12 protein-coding genes are annotated in these 13,693 nt (G+C 71.7%); 3 read left to right on the forward strand and 9 right to left on the reverse strand.

The annotated features are described in order from the left end of the window. Nucleotides 1-83 precede the first annotated feature (83 nt). The 4 genes from GFD30_RS21370 to GFD30_RS21385 form a co-directional block, all read right to left on the reverse strand. The gene (locus GFD30_RS21370; RefSeq protein WP_153027203.1) at nt 84-695 is read right to left on the reverse strand and encodes a hypothetical protein; all 612 of its coding nucleotides are present in this window, start codon (nt 693-695) and stop codon (nt 84-86) included. Nucleotides 696-893: 198 nt separating this feature from the next. After that, on the reverse strand, nt 894-1,733 hold the full coding sequence (locus tag GFD30_RS21375; RefSeq protein ID WP_153027204.1) for an alpha/beta hydrolase: 840 nt from the start codon (nt 1,731-1,733) through the stop codon (nt 894-896). A 5-nt stretch (nt 1,734-1,738) separates the two neighbouring features. Further along, nucleotides 1,739-1,993, reverse strand: coding sequence for a hypothetical protein (locus tag GFD30_RS21380; RefSeq protein WP_153027205.1), 255 nt, complete (start codon nt 1,991-1,993; stop codon nt 1,739-1,741). Between the two features lie 182 nt (nt 1,994-2,175). Next, nucleotides 2,176-3,690 carry a helix-turn-helix transcriptional regulator gene (locus GFD30_RS21385; RefSeq protein ID WP_153027206.1) on the reverse strand — a complete coding sequence of 505 codons (1,515 nt, stop codon included), beginning with the start codon at nt 3,688-3,690 and terminating at the stop codon, nt 2,176-2,178. A gap of 131 nt (nt 3,691-3,821) precedes the next feature. Between GFD30_RS21385 and aceA the strand changes: the two genes are divergently transcribed. Continuing rightward, entirely contained in the window at nt 3,822-5,141 is a 1,320-nt protein-coding gene (gene aceA, locus GFD30_RS21390) for an isocitrate lyase (RefSeq protein WP_153027207.1), read from the forward strand. 79 nt (nt 5,142-5,220) lie between these two features. Then, a complete protein-coding gene (aceB, locus tag GFD30_RS21395) occupies nt 5,221-6,837 on the forward strand; it encodes a malate synthase A (RefSeq protein ID WP_322633477.1) in 1,617 nt (538 codons plus the stop codon). Between the two features lie 106 nt (nt 6,838-6,943). Here aceB and GFD30_RS21400 read toward each other — a convergent pair whose 3' ends face one another. From GFD30_RS21400 to GFD30_RS21415, 4 genes are all read right to left on the reverse strand, one after another. Next, nucleotides 6,944-8,623 (reverse strand): helix-turn-helix transcriptional regulator, encoded by a 1,680-nt coding sequence (locus GFD30_RS21400; RefSeq protein ID WP_153027208.1) that lies wholly within the window; start codon nt 8,621-8,623, stop codon nt 6,944-6,946. A 133-nt stretch (nt 8,624-8,756) separates the two neighbouring features. Then, nucleotides 8,757-9,641 carry a dienelactone hydrolase family protein gene (locus GFD30_RS21405; protein WP_153027209.1) on the reverse strand — a complete coding sequence of 295 codons (885 nt, stop codon included), beginning with the start codon at nt 9,639-9,641 and terminating at the stop codon, nt 8,757-8,759. Nucleotides 9,642-9,716: 75 nt separating this feature from the next. Beyond that, on the reverse strand, nt 9,717-10,751 hold the full coding sequence (locus tag GFD30_RS21410; protein ID WP_227996798.1) for a hypothetical protein: 1,035 nt from the start codon (nt 10,749-10,751) through the stop codon (nt 9,717-9,719). A 287-nt stretch (nt 10,752-11,038) separates the two neighbouring features. Next, the gene (locus tag GFD30_RS21415; protein ID WP_153027210.1) at nt 11,039-11,746 is read right to left on the reverse strand and encodes a FadR/GntR family transcriptional regulator; all 708 of its coding nucleotides are present in this window, start codon (nt 11,744-11,746) and stop codon (nt 11,039-11,041) included. A gap of 94 nt (nt 11,747-11,840) precedes the next feature. Here GFD30_RS21415 and GFD30_RS21420 point away from each other — a divergent pair, with 94 nt between their 5' ends. Further along, complete coding sequence (locus tag GFD30_RS21420; RefSeq protein WP_153027211.1) at nt 11,841-12,344, forward strand: gluconokinase; 504 nt, start codon at nt 11,841-11,843, stop codon at nt 12,342-12,344. Between the two features lie 64 nt (nt 12,345-12,408). Here GFD30_RS21420 and GFD30_RS21425 read toward each other — a convergent pair whose 3' ends face one another. After that, nucleotides 12,409-13,599 carry a M20 metallopeptidase family protein gene (locus GFD30_RS21425; protein WP_153027212.1) on the reverse strand — a complete coding sequence of 397 codons (1,191 nt, stop codon included), beginning with the start codon at nt 13,597-13,599 and terminating at the stop codon, nt 12,409-12,411. Nucleotides 13,600-13,693 lie beyond the last annotated feature (94 nt).

Consider the following 13,693-nt stretch of genomic DNA (forward strand, 5'->3'; position numbering starts at 1 on the left):
TGCGGCGGAACGGGTGCGGGGTGAGTTCGGCTCAGCGCCGGCGGCGTCTCGGACGGCACAGCGCATCGCGGTCCGCGCGGTCGTCACCCCGCGGCCAGTCCCGTCAGGCCCTCATAGGCCTTGTCGAACTGCGCCAGCGCGCCTTCGATGTCGGGCTCCTTGCCGAGGGTGTTCTGGAGGATCGTGACGCCTTCGGCGATGGCGTTCCCGGCCGCGAGCGCGGGTTCGGGCTGGGGGCTCTCGAGGACCTTGCCGTTCACGGGGTCGAGCCAGCTGAAGTTGTCGAGGGCGATCTCGTACTGCCCGACGACCTCGGCGGCGGCGAGGAACTGGCCTCCGGCCTCGGCGCGGAACTGCTCGGCGAGCTTCTCGTCGTCGGTGAGGTGCGATTCGGCGAGGAGGCCGAGGCCCTTGCCGAGGCGCTCGTTGAACTCCAGGCGCGTGGCCGGGTTGATCTTGTCCCGCCAGAAGTCGAAGGACGGCAGGCAGACGTCGCAGTCCGGCGGCCAGTACTTCCAGTTCACCTCGACGGGGATCTCGATGATCCAGCACTTCTCGTCGAAGGGGTCGATGGTGGCGGTGTCGGGGAAGCAGATCTCGATCCAGTGGCCGCCGGCCTGCGCGGGGGCGGGGATGAAGAAGACCGCGGAGACGGCGAGCGTCACCGCGATCATGAGGCGTTTGACGAGGCTCATGGCACTCCTTGGGGAAAGGGTGGATTGCCGCCTCAGTATGGAGTCGCCGCGTGTTGACCGTGGGTACATGCGTCGGTGCGGAGCTGGGGCTCCGGTGGCCGGTTGGCGGCTAACGGCCGGTTCGGCGGCTTTTGCGGCGCCGAACCGGCCGGAAAGATGGCACGCGGTGTGCCACGGGCCGTCCGTCCCGGTCAGGCGCTACGCGAGGCCCGCGAGGACGGCGGCGAAGCGCTCGGGGCGGACGAGGACGCCCGCGTGGCTGGACTCGAGGGTGTGCACGTCGAAGACGTTGTCCGGGGTGAGGGCGTCGGCCTCCTTGATGAAGAGGTCCTGCAGCTCGATCGGGATCGACTTGTCCTGCGTCAACCGGACGTAGCTGCGCGGGATCCGCCCCCACGTGTCGGCGTTCGCGCGGTCCTCGGGGCCGCCCGCGTCGAGGCTCTCGTCCGGAGTGAGCGTGCTGAGGAAGACGCGGAACTCGTCGTCGGTGCCGTCGGCGAGCATCGCCTCCTTGAGGGCGCCCAGGAGCACCGGGTCGGCGGTGCGCCAGTTCATGCGGACCGCGCCCAGGCGGGCCGGGTTCGCGGCGGCCACGCCCATGACCTGGTCGAGGACGCTGCCGGCGTTCTCGGGCCGGGCGACGTACTCCCCGGGCGTGTGGTCGACGCAGCACCACGCGGAGGCGTACACGATCCGGTCGAACAGCTCGGGGCGGCGGTTCGCGACGGCCGTGAGCGTCACGCCGCCGCGGCTGTGCGCCACCGCGACGACCGGGCCGTTCCGCCTCGCGCGCTCCAGGACCGCGACGAGGTGGTCGATGTTGTCCTGGAGGCCGATGCCCTCGAGGTTCGACGCCGCCACGCCGAGCTCCGCCGCGTCCTGGGTCTGGTACGCGGACGGGAACCCCGCCGCGAAGCCGTGGCCCGGCAGGTCCACCGCGAGCGAGCGGTGGCCGAGCAGGGCCAGCTCCCGCTGCAGCGGCGCCCAGGAGAAGGAATTGGCGTTGGAGCCGTGGATGAGGACGAACGTCGGTGTCATGGCGCTCATGATTGCAAAGACTTCGATGCTTTGCGGCACCGGTTCTCGACGGTGTGCAATGCGTCCGGCACCGGCCCTGCGTCGAGGAGCTCGAAATCGACGTCGAACATGCACAAGAACGCAGCCATGGTCAGCGGATCGGACCCGCCGAGCACGAGCAGGCGGCGGTCCTCGTCGATCGCCTCCACCACCCCGTCGGCGGCCGAGATGCCCGCCGCGATCCGCTCGGCCGGGGCCGCGAACCGGACCCGGACGTGCACCGGCCACGCCGCCGGGAACCGCTCCGACAGGAACGCCGCCGCGTCGCCGCCTGGCAGCTCCCGTTGGCGCGAAGGCGGGGCCATGGACCGGCTCGGATACGCGCGCTACGGCGTCCAGGGCGACGACATCGGCTCCTGGGTCGCCCCCGCCCCGACGCGGGCGTCACGGCCGATTCGTGCCCTCAGCGCTTCGAGTGGCGTTCCAGGAACTGGTAGACCTCCGTCTCGTCGACGCCCGGGAAGGAGCCGAGGGGCATCGCGGCGAGCTGCGAGCTGGCGGCGCGGGCCGTGGGCCAGACCCGGCCGGCCCAGGCCTTGGCCAGGTCCCGCGGCGGGTTCCGGCAGCAGTCCGGGTCGGGGCAGCGGGAAATCGAGCGGGCCTTGGTCTCCTTGCCGCGGAACCACTTCGCCGACTCGTACGGCACGCCGATCGAGAGCGAGAACAGCCCGTCGGCGCTGCGCTCGGTCCTGGCGGTGCACCAGTACGTCCCGGTCGCGGTGTCGGTGTACTGGTTGAACGCGTTGAACTTGTCGGGCACGTCGAAGACCTGCCGGCTCGTCCAGTACCGGCAGACCGGCTGCCCCTCGATCGCGCCGGTCGGGTCGGCCGGGAAGGCGACGTCGTCGTTCTCGTACGCCTTGAAGATGATCCCCGACTTGTGGACCTTCTGGAAGTGCGTCCGGATCCCCAGGTGGTGGGTCGCCAGGTTCGTGAACCGGTGCGCCGCGGCCTCATAGGACACCGCGAAGTTGTCGCGCAGGTCCTCGACCGCGATCTCCTTGTCCGCCATGGCCCCCCGCAGGAACGCCACCGCGCTCGACTCGGGGATCAGCAGCGCCGCCGCGAGGTAGTTCGTGGCGACGCGCTGGCCCAGGAACTCCAGGTACGTGCGAGGCACCTCGTGCTGGAGCACGAAGCTCGCCAGGGCCTGGAGCAGGACCGTGCGCGGGTCGTGCGAGCCGGTGCCGACCTGCGTCAGGTAGATCCGCCGGTGCTTGAGGTCGGTGACCGAGCGGGTCGAGTGCGGCAGGTCGTCCACGTGGTGCAGCGTGAACCGCAGGTGCGCGGCCAGGTCGGCGATCTGGTGCTGCGAGAGCGGCCCGCCCGAGTAGTCCACTTTGCTCAGCAGCGTGCGGGCCTCGGCCTCGATGTCGGCGAAGTAGTTGTCCTTGTCGCGCATGCGCCGGCGCAGTTCGGTGTTCGCGCGGCGGGCTTCTTCGGGCGTGGCGGTGTGGAGGTTGATCTGCCGTGCGACCTCGCGGTGCAGCCCGACGAGCGCTTCGAGGGCCTCGGTCGGGATCCGCGAGGACGGTTTCACCGAAGGCAGCCCGAGCGACTGGTACTGGCCGCTGCGCTGGGCCCGCTCCAGCTCGATCTCCAGGGCCACGCGGCGGTTCGGCGGCTCGGCGCCGAGCAGCTGGTCGGAAGAAACGCCGAACGCCTTCGCCAGGGCCCGTAGCATCGAGAGCTTGGGCTCCTTCTTGCCGTTCTCGATGAGCGAGAGCTGCGAAGGCGCGGCGCCGACGGTCGCGCCGAGTTCCTCGAGGCTCAGCTCGCGCTGTTTGCGCAGGTGCCGGATCTGCTTCCCGAGGCTGATCAGGTCCACGGACACGTCGTCGGCGGCGAGTTCGGCGGCCTCGGCGGCGCCCCACGGGCGGTGCGGGGTCTCGGCGGCGGGCGGCGGCAGGTTCGTCATTTCCTCAGTATTGCGAAGAAACGCGATTCTTTCCAGTGGAAACCGGCCACGCACGCCTGAGAACAATGAAAGATTGCTGTTACCTGCAAGTAACGACCGCTGATTGCGGTCCCGACTTCTCGGAGCCGACGATGTCCGACAGCCACCGCGACCCTCAAGCGACCGACACGAACCTCGCCGCAGAGCGCCTCGCCATCGAGTGGGACTCGGATCCGCGGTGGGCGAACACCGTCCGCGACTACAGCGCCGCTGACGTGGTCCGCCTGCGCGGCCGCGTCACCGAGGAGCACACCCTCGCCCGCCGCGGCGCGGAGCGCCTCTGGACCCGGCTCACCGAGGACGCCGCCACCGGCGGGTACACCCACGCGCTCGGCGCCATGACCGGCGGCCAGGCCGTCGAACAGGTCAAGGCCGGGCTCCACGCGATCTACCTGTCGGGCTGGCAGGTCGCCGCCGACGCCAACCTGGCCGGCCAGACCTACCCCGACCAGTCGCTCTACCCGGCCAACTCGGTCCCGCAGGTGGTGCGGCGCATCAACAACGCGCTGCTGCGGGCCGACCAGATCGAGGCCGCCGAGGGCGTCCAGTCCGTCGACGACTGGCTCGTGCCGATCGTCGCCGACGCCGAGGCCGGCTTCGGCGGGCCGCTCAACGCCTTCGAGCTCATGAAGGCGATGATCGCCGCCGGCGCGGCCGGCGTCCACTGGGAGGACCAGCTCGCCTCGGAGAAGAAGTGCGGCCACCTCGGCGGCAAGGTCCTCATCCCGACCGGGCAGCACATCCGGACCCTGAATGCCGCGCGGCTCGCCGCCGACGTCGAAGGCGTCCCCACGGTGATCGTGGCCCGCACCGACGCCGAGGCCGCGACCCTGCTGACCTCCGACGTGGACGAGCGCGACCGCCCGTTCCTCACCGGCGAGCGCACCGCCGAGGGCTACTACCGGGTCGCCAACGGCATCCAGGCGTGCATCGCCCGCGGCCTCGCCTACGCGCCGTACGCCGACCTGCTGTGGATGGAGACCGGCACGCCCGACCTCGAGGCCGCCCGCACCTTCGCCGAGGCGATCAAGGCCGAGCACCCCGACCAGATGCTCGCCTACAACTGCTCGCCGTCGTTCAACTGGAAGCGCCACCTCGACGACGGCACGATCGCGAAGTTCCAGCGCGAACTCGGCTCGATGGGCTTCACGTTCCAGTTCATCACCCTCGCCGGGTTCCACGCGCTCAACCACTCGATGTTCGACCTCGCCCACGGCTACGCCCGCGAAGGCATGACCGCCTACGTGGACCTGCAGGAACGCGAGTTCGCCGCCGAGGAGCGCGGCTACACCGCCACCAAGCACCAGCGGGAGGTCGGCACCGGCTACTTCGACCTCGTCACGTCGGCGCTCAACCCGAAATCCGAGACTCTCGCACTCACGGGGTCCACCGAGCAGGGACAATTCCACTAGCTGCCCAGCGACCAGTCCGCCGGGGCGGAGCCTTCCGTTCGAAAAAAGGCTCCGCCCAGCCACATAAGGAGAGAAACCAGTGGTCACAGCCCAACAGACCCGCACTGACTCGGGCATCACGGTCAACGGGCCCAGCGTCGAGCGCGAGGACGAGATCCTCACGCCCGAAGCGCTGTCGTTCATCGCCGCCCTGCACCGGAAGTTCGCGCCCCGCCGGCAGGAGATCCTCCAGGCCCGGCAGGCGCGCCGGACCAGCATCGCCAACGGGTGCGACCCGGGCTTCCTGCCCGAGACCGCCGAGGTCCGCGACGACTTCTCGTGGAGCGTCGCCACCCTCGCACCCGGGCTCGAGGACCGCCGCGTCGAGATCACCGGCCCCTGCGACCGGAAGATGACGATCAACGCCCTCAACTCCGGCGCGAAATGCTGGATGGCCGACCTCGAGGACTCCTCGACCCCGAACTGGCACAACGTCATCGACTCGCAGGTGAACCTGCGCGACGCCATCGAGCGGCGCATCGACTTCACCAGCGACCAGGGCAAGGAGTACCGCCTCAAGGGCTCGGCCCTCACCGACCTGCCCACGATCATCGTGCGCCCGCGCGGCTGGCACCTCGCCGAGCTGCACCTGCGCGTCGACGGCCTGCCCGTCGCCGGGTCCCTCGTGGACTTCGGGCTCTACTTCTTCCACAACGCGCACCGGCTCCTCGAACTGGGCCGCGGGCCCTACTTCTACCTGCCGAAGCTCGAGTCGCATCTCGAGGCGCGGCTGTGGAACGACGTCTTCGACACCGCCCAGGACCTGGTCGGGATCCCGCGCGGCACGATCAGGGCCACCGTCCTCATCGAGACGATCACCGCCGCGTTCGAGATGGAGGAGATCCTCTACGAGCTGCGCCGCCACTCGTCCGGCCTCAACGCCGGACGCTGGGACTACATCTTCTCGGTCATCAAGAACTTCCGCGAGCGGGGTCCCCGCTTCGTGCTCCCGGACCGGGACCAGGTGACGATGACCGCGCCGTTCATGCGCGCCTACACCGAGCTGCTGGTGCGCACCTGCCACCGGCGCAGCGCCTCCGCGATCGGCGGGATGGCCGCGTTCATCCCCAGCCGCCGCGACCCCGAGGCCAACGCGGTCGCGCTCGAGAAGGTCCGCGCCGACAAGACCCGCGAGGCCGACGACGGCTTCGACGGCTCCTGGGTCGCCCACCCCGATCTGGTGCCGGTCGCCATGGCCGTGTTCGACGAGGCGCTCGGCGGCCTGCCGAACCAGATCGACCGGCAGCGCGAGGACGTCGTCCCGGACGCGGCCGCGCTCCTCGACGTCGCCTCCACGCCGGGGGACATCACCGAGGCCGGCATCCGCAAGAACCTCAACGTGGGCGTGCGCTACATCGAGTCCTGGCTGCGCGGCGTCGGCGCCGCGGCGATCGACAACCTCATGGAGGACGCGGCCACCGCCGAGATCTCGCGCTCGCAGATCTGGCAGTGGATCAACGCGGGCTCCAGGACCGCCGACGGCCGCATCGTCACCCGCGAATGGGTCCAGGAGCTCCTGGCGGACGAGTTCGGGGCGCTCCAGCGCTTCGACGGCGACCGCTTCGAGGACGCCTTGTCGGTCTTCACCGAGTGCGCGCTGGGGGAGGACTATCCGACGTTCCTCACCCTGCCCGCGTACACCCGGTTCCTCATCTGAGGTCCGGTCCTCCCGGCCGACCCCGCCTGCTGGCGCGCGGGGTCGGCCGCTTTTCTCTAGAGAGATATATCGCTATCGATGTAAGAGCTTCCGATTCCCTGGGGGGTCAAGGCGTTTCGGCGACCAGCCGCGCGAGTTCGACGCGCGAGCGCACGCCCAGGGCCGCGAAGACGTTGCGCAGGTGGTGGTCGACGGTGCGGACGCTGAGCGAGAGCGACCGGGCGACCTCGCGGTTGGTGGCCCCGGTCGCGACGAGCCGGGCGATCCGGAGCTGCTGCGGGGTGAGCGCGGCGAGCGCCCCGGGTTCGGCGCCGCTGGGCCCGCCGGTGGCGCGCAGTTCCTGGCGGGCCTGGTCGGCCCAGAGGACCGCGCCGCAGCGTTCGAAGCCGTGGAGGGCGTCGCGCAGGACCGCGCGGGCGAGCAGCGGGCGGCGCCGGCGGCGGAGCCATTTGCCGTAGTGGAGCTGGGACCGGGCGCGCTCGAAGTCGCCCGCGCCGTTGGGGTGCAGGCTGATCGCGCGGCGGAAGCGGGCGTCGACCGCCTCCGGCGCGGTGCCGGGCGCGGCGGTGAGCGCTTCGACGCGGGCGAGCTGGGCTCCGGCGGCCGGGTCGAGTCCCGAAGCGGCCCAGCGGCGCAGCTCCTCGACCGCCGTCCGCGAGTCGGGTTCGCGGCCCGAGAGCGCGGCCGCCTCGGCGAAGCAGGGGAGCAGGAGGGGCCGGACCGCGAAGTGCCCTTGCCGGACGAGGCCGGCGAGGCGCGCGGCGGCCGCGTCGGGGGCGCCGCGGGCGAGGTCGGACCGGGCGAGGGCCCATTCGGCGAGGGCCCCGGTCTGGCCGAGGCCGCAGCGGCGGGCGGTCGCGAGGGCCGCGCCGGCCTGGGTCTCCACGTCGGCGGTGTCGCCTTCGACTGAGGCGCTCATGGCCAGGACCGCGTGGTGGTGGGCGGCGGTGTTCGCGTGTCCGGCGCGGCGTGCGGCGGCGAGGCCGTCGCGCGCGTGGGCGCGGGCCCGGGCGTGGCGGCCGGCGCGCATCTCGGCGTAGGCGAGGTATTCGAGGGCGGTCGCGGTGAGGTCGGGCCGGTCGCGGTCGTGTGCGACCGCCAAGGCGCGCAAGCCGATCCGGCACGCGGTGTCGGCGTCGCCGAGGATCAGCGCCGCGGCGGCGGCGCGGTGGAGGGCGTCGGGGGCGTCGTCTCCGCAGGCGGCGACGCGCCGGAGGTGGCCGATCGCGTCCTCGGGCGCTTCCCGCAGGAGCGCGGCGAGGCCGCGGAGGTAGTCGCCGAGCTGCGACCGCCTGCTGTCCGAGACGAGGCGCGCGGTGGCGAGCGCGGCCCCGATGGCGCTCTCGCAGGCGGCGCGGTCGCCTGCGGCCCAGGCGGTGTCGGCCGCGGCGGTGTGGGCGGTGAGCGCGAGTCCGGGTTCCGCGGCGAGGGCGCCGGCGAGGGTGAACGCGGCGTACGCGTCTCCGAGTGGTCCGTCGGCGAGGATCCGGTGCCCGCGTGCGAGCGCGGCCCGGGCCGCGTCCTCGTTGCCGCCGTCGGCGATCCGGACGGTCACCGTGGTGCCGGATCGGCCGGCCCCGTCGAGGAGGCGGGCGTCGGCCGGGGTGACGACGAGGGCGAGGCTCCCGTCGTCGAGGCGCCGAAGCGTCGCGGGCAGCGGGGCGTCGGTGCGGTGGTCGCGGTCGCGGGGACCAGGGAGAGCGTCGGCTCCGGCCGGTGGAGGCGGGCCGGTGGGCCGCGCGGGCGCCGCGGCCCGGGCGGGGTGCTCCGGTGCGCGCCGTCCCATCCGTCCATCGTACAAAACCGACCAGTCGGTTTGGAAGGGGTGAAGCGTGCGGATCGGACGGCGACCGGTGCCGCCGTCCGATCCCGGGGTGCTCGGACGCCTCCCGGACGGGTCGCGTCCGGGAGGCCGGTTCCTATCCGAGCGGGCAGGTCCCTCGCGACTCCTGGATCGCGGATCCGGTGGGGACGGGGCAGAGGAACTGCGTGTAGCGGGTGTCGTCGTCGACGAACCGCTTGAGCCACGAGATCGCGTACTTCGCGATCGTGGTGTTGGAGGTGTTGGGCGCGAAGTGGCTCGCGCCGTTCAGCTCGATGTACATCTTCTCGGCCGAGCTGGGGACGGTGTTGTAGAACGGCTCGCTGTGGGAGCCGACCGGGGCGACCGAGTCGTTCTCGGCGCCGAAGATCAGGGTCGGCGTGCTGACGGTGGACCACGTCTTCGTGGTGTGCCACGGGGTCATCGGGATGATCGCCTGGAGGTCCGGGTTCTCGCGGGCGGCTTCGAGCGAGCCGCCGCCGCCCATGGAGTGGCCCATGACGGCGAGGCGGTCCTCGTCGACGCGGGTGCGGACGCTGCTGCGGTCGGTGAGGTAGTCGAGGGCGGCCAGGGCCTGGTCGGCGCGTTGTCCGGGCTGGTCGAGGGTGGTCTCGGTGTCGATCGTGAAGACCACGAAGCCCTGCGAGGCGATGCGCGGTCCGAGCCAGGCGATCGAGGACTCCAGGGCGGTGAACCCGGGGACGACGACCACGGCGCCGAACGTGCCGTCCGCGGTGGTGGTCGGGTAGTAGATCGTGCCGCCGCCGAACCCGCTCACGAGCGAGGAGACGCTCGTGGTCGACACCGAGTAGTGGCCGCGGACGGCCTCGATGCTCGAGTTCGTCGGGTCGGGGCCGCGCTCGTACGGGTTGTCCTGCGCCGCAGCCGGATTCGGGGCGACTGCGACGGCGATGCCGACCGCGGCCGACAGCAGTGCGGAGAAGACGGCGGCGAGGAGCCGCCGCTGCTTGATAGCCTTCATACGTCCTCCTTGACGTGAGTCATCAAGTGATGGACGTAAATATCTACTGGTGGACGGCGGCGCGCATCGGTGAAATCACCGGTCGTCTTCGATTAAGGCCCGCGCCGACTCGATCGCGAACTCCGCCTCGGCCGTGGCGGCCGCGTAGTGGAGGCGGCGCATGGACCGGATCGCCGAGCGGATCTCCTGCAGGTACCCGCTCGCACTGTGCCGCTTGCGGAAGTGCGGCTCGGGGAGCGTGGCGGGGTCGACGCCGACGGTGTCGATCGTGCAGCCGTACGGCAGTCCCATGTGGGCGATCGCGTCGCAGTGCTGGAACGCCGTGTAGGGCGCGGAGGTCACGACCAGGACGCTGTCGCCGGGCGTCAGGTCGACGACCTCGTCGGCCCAGAACCGGCAGGTGTCCACGGTGTCGGCGCGGCGCCGGTCGGGCGCCGAGGACGGGGCCGCGACGGCCCGCACGGTCACCGGCCCGGCCTCGTAGGACGCCACCTTCCACGACCGGCCCGGCTCGCGGTGGGGGTCGCCGCCCGCGTCGATGCGCGGCTCGCCCTCGATGCCGAAGGCGCGCTTGAGGCTCGCCTCGATCGCGTCGACCTCGAAGGCGCCGCAGTGGAGTCCGCTCAGGGCGGCCGACTCGTGGTCGGCGGTGCCGAGCGGGCGGAAGCCGCCGACGCCGGTGACGTTGTCGGCGCCCGTCCCGGCGGCGAGCAGCTCCGCGGCGAAGCGGGTCCGGAACAGGCACGACGAGACGAGCCCCCCGAGGACGAGGACGTGCGTGTAGTGCTCGAGCCGCGGCTTGAGCTCCGGTCCGAGCCCGAGGGCCAGGGCCGCTTCGGTGACGGCGAGCTCCTGCTCGGGGCCGAGCGGCTGCGGCGCGGTCTCGTGGCGCTCGCGTCCGGCCCGGAAGTCCCAGTGGACGGCGGAGAACGCTTCGAGGTACGCCAGGTCGGTCGCGGTGCCGGCCCCCGGGAGCGAGCCGCCGAAGCGGTGCAGGAGGGCGGCCATGGGTTCGGATTCGACCCAGGCGGCGACGTCGTCGAGGAGCGAGCGGGGGCCGGAGTCACGGCCTTCGTAGTGCGGCAATCGCACGGGTGCGAACTCGGGCATGGCTAGTCCGATCTGCGGAGGGAGTCGCGGCCTTGTGAGCCGTGGTGGTGTTGGGGCTCATGCTAATCGGTTACTGCGTGTACTTCTCTGTTCAGACCAGGTGAAACGCCGTGTCGCCGCCCAAACACGCCGCGGCTCCGCAGTCTGGGGCCGGGGAGGCGGCGTGGGGCCCGGTACCGCGGGAGTGGCCGGGTGGGTGTGCTCATGGCGGGCTCCGAGTGATCCTTTTGATGGGAAGGCGCTCTCAGCTTTCCTGTCAGTTGCCTCCGATGCGCACTCGGCAAACCTCAGCCGGGGATCACGGCCTGTCGGACTTCCGTCAGTAGCGCCCGCATGGCGGTCTCGGCGTCGTCGGCGCGGCCGGAGGCGACTGCGGCGGCGACGGCCTCGTGCAGGTCGAGGGCCTCGGGGACCGGCCGGTGGGGCATGAGGCCGAGCTGGGTGCGGCCGCGCAGGACCGCGCCGACGGCGTCGGCGAGTGCGCCGAACATCTCATTGCCGCTGGCGCGCAGGAGGAGCGCGTGGAACTCGACGTCGCGTTCCATGAACTCGGCGAGGTCGCCCGCCTCGCCGAGCCGGCGCAGGACGGCGGCGAGTTCGACGATGCGGGCGCGCTGGCCGGGCGCGGCGGCGCGGGCGGCCGCGGCGGCGGCGACGGGCTCGACGGCGACGCGCATCTCGGTGAGGGTGCGGAGCTGGGCGTTGCGGCCCGGTCCGGCGAGGCGCCACCAGATGACCTTGGGGTCGAAGACGTTCCATTCGGCGATGGGGCGCACGGTGATGCCGACGCGGCGGCGGGAGCGGACCAGGCCCATGGACTCCAGGACCCGCATGGCCTCGCGGGCGACGGTGCGGGAGACGCCGAACCGCTCCTGGATGCCGTCGAGGTTGAGCACGTGCCCTTCGGGCAGTTCGCCGGAGGCGATCGCGAGACCGAGCTTGTCGAGCACGGGGTCGTGGAGGCCCGTGCCCGGTTGGTTTCGCCGATCGCCCATGACGGCATCCTAGCGGGGGACGGGTTGCACCACGTCATGAATGGTGTTACCTTTCCGATTCAAAAGTATTACCTTTCAATGGGGAGCGGTGCAGATGGCGACGACCTGCCTGGTGGTCATGGGTGTGTCGGGATCGGGCAAGACCACGGTCGCGCATGAGCTCGCCCGGCGGCTGGGCTGGCCGTTCGCCGAAGGCGACGAGCTCCACACCGAGGCGAACATCGCCAAGATGAGCGCGGGCGTGCCGCTCACCGACGCCGACCGCGAGCCGTGGCTGCGGCGCGTGCGCGACTGGATCAGCGCCGAGGACGCCGCCGGACGCTCCACGGTCGTCACCTGCTCGGCCCTCAAACGCTCCTACCGGGACCTCCTGCGCGAGGCCGGCGCCCGCGTCCGCTTCGTCCACCTCGACGGCACGCGTGAGCTCATCGCCGCCCGGCTCGCCCACCGCAGCGGCCACTTCATGCCCCCGGCGCTCCTGGACTCCCAGTTCGCGGCCCTCGAGCCGCTCGGCGAGGACGAGGACGGCATCGCCGTCGACGTGTCCGACACCCCCGAGGACATCGCCACCGAGGTCATCGCCGCCTTCGATCTCTAGGCCCGGAAAGGGACAGAGGCGGGCGCCCGGCCCGCCTCTCCCGTCAGTGCCGCTCTCAGTGCCCCTAGCCGCGGTTCATGCGGCGCACGGCCAGCTCCGCGAGGAGCGCCGCGCCGTCGGCGAGCACCGAGTCGTCGAACGCGGCCCGCGGCGAGTGGTTCGAGGCCGCCTCGCTCAGGTCCTCCTTCACGGTGGCGCCGTAGAACATGTAGCTCCCGGGCACCGCCTCCAGGACCCGCGAGAAGTCCTCCGAGCCCATGACCGGGTCGGGCATCTCGGTGTACCGGTCCTCGCCGAACAGGTCCTTCACCGTCTCGGCGACGAACGCGGCCTCGTCGGCGTCGTTGATCGTCGCCGGGTACTCCCGCACGAACCGCACTTCGGCGGTGAGGCCGTGCGCGGTCGCGATGGCCTCGGCGAGCTGCACCGACTCCTTCTCGACCTGCGCGAGCGCCTCCTCGGAGAAGGTCCTGACCGTGGCCTCGAACGTCGCGTCGTCGGGGATGATGTTGTGCCGGGTCCCGGCGTGGAAGGTGCCGACGGTGATGACGATCGGCTCGAACACGCTGAACCGGCGGGTGATGAGGTTCTGCAGCGCGGTGACGATCTCGGCGGCCACCGGGATCGGGTCGAGCGTGGTGTGCGGGCGCGAGCCGTGCCCGCCCTTGCCGACCACGGTCACGAACAGCCCCGACGACGCGGCCATCATCGGGCCCGGCTTGGTGGTGAACACGCCGCGCGGCACCATGTCCGAGATGACGTGCAGCCCGTAGGCGGCGTCGACCTTGCGGCCGGCGGCCTCGAGGACGCCCTCGGCGATCATGTGGCCGGCGCCGTCCCAGCCCTCCTCGCCGGGCTGGAACATGAACACGACGTCCCCGGCGAGTTCATTTTTATGGGCCGCAAGCAGTCTCGCCGCACCGACGAGCCCCGCGGTGTGGAGGTCGTGCCCGCACGCGTGCATCGTGCCGGCGTGCCGGGAGACGTACTCGGCGTCGTTCTCCTCGGTGACCGGGAGGGCGTCCATGTCGCCGCGCAGCAGTACCGCGGGCCCGGGCCGGCCGCCGCGGAGGACCGCGGTGACGGCGGTGGACGTCTGCCCCAAGGTGATCTCGAGCGGCAGGCCCTCCAGCGCTCGGAGGACGGCCGCCTGCGTCTTGGGCAGGTCGAGCCCGATCTCGGGGATCTGGTGGAGTTCGCGGCGCAGCGCGATCAGGTCGCCTCGGATGGCGGCGGCCTCTTCCCGGAAGTCCATGTGCGCTCCTGCATATCGGGGTCTCAATGCTAGCCGGGCGGTCAGTACGCCTGGTGGTGGCAATACTGCCACGCCCGGCGGCGCGCACGCGGAC

Source organism: Glycomyces albidus, from assembly GCF_009451885.1.
Lineage (GTDB): Bacteria > Actinomycetota > Actinomycetes > Mycobacteriales > Micromonosporaceae > Glycomyces > Glycomyces albidus.

Excerpts from the sequence above, each read along its gene's own strand:
- GFD30_RS21375 (WP_153027204.1), bottom strand. The coding sequence starts at position 1,733 with ATGACACCGACGTTCGTCCTCATCCACGGCTCCAACGCCAATTCCTTC.
- GFD30_RS21415 (WP_153027210.1), bottom strand. The coding sequence starts at position 11,746 with ATGGGCGATCGGCGAAACCAACCGGGCACGGGCCTCCACGACCCCGTG.
- aceA (WP_153027207.1), top strand. The coding sequence starts at position 3,822 with ATGTCCGACAGCCACCGCGACCCTCAAGCGACCGACACGAACCTCGCC.
- GFD30_RS21420 (WP_153027211.1), top strand. The coding sequence starts at position 11,841 with ATGGCGACGACCTGCCTGGTGGTCATGGGTGTGTCGGGATCGGGCAAG.
- GFD30_RS21410 (WP_227996798.1), bottom strand. The coding sequence starts at position 10,751 with ATGCCCGAGTTCGCACCCGTGCGATTGCCGCACTACGAAGGCCGTGAC.
- GFD30_RS21425 (WP_153027212.1), bottom strand. The coding sequence starts at position 13,599 with ATGGACTTCCGGGAAGAGGCCGCCGCCATCCGAGGCGACCTGATCGCG.
- GFD30_RS21370 (WP_153027203.1), bottom strand. The coding sequence starts at position 695 with ATGAGCCTCGTCAAACGCCTCATGATCGCGGTGACGCTCGCCGTCTCC.
- GFD30_RS21385 (WP_153027206.1), bottom strand. The coding sequence starts at position 3,690 with ATGACGAACCTGCCGCCGCCCGCCGCCGAGACCCCGCACCGCCCGTGG.
- GFD30_RS21405 (WP_153027209.1), bottom strand. The coding sequence starts at position 9,641 with ATGAAGGCTATCAAGCAGCGGCGGCTCCTCGCCGCCGTCTTCTCCGCA.
- GFD30_RS21400 (WP_153027208.1), bottom strand. The coding sequence starts at position 8,623 with ATGGGACGGCGCGCACCGGAGCACCCCGCCCGGGCCGCGGCGCCCGCG.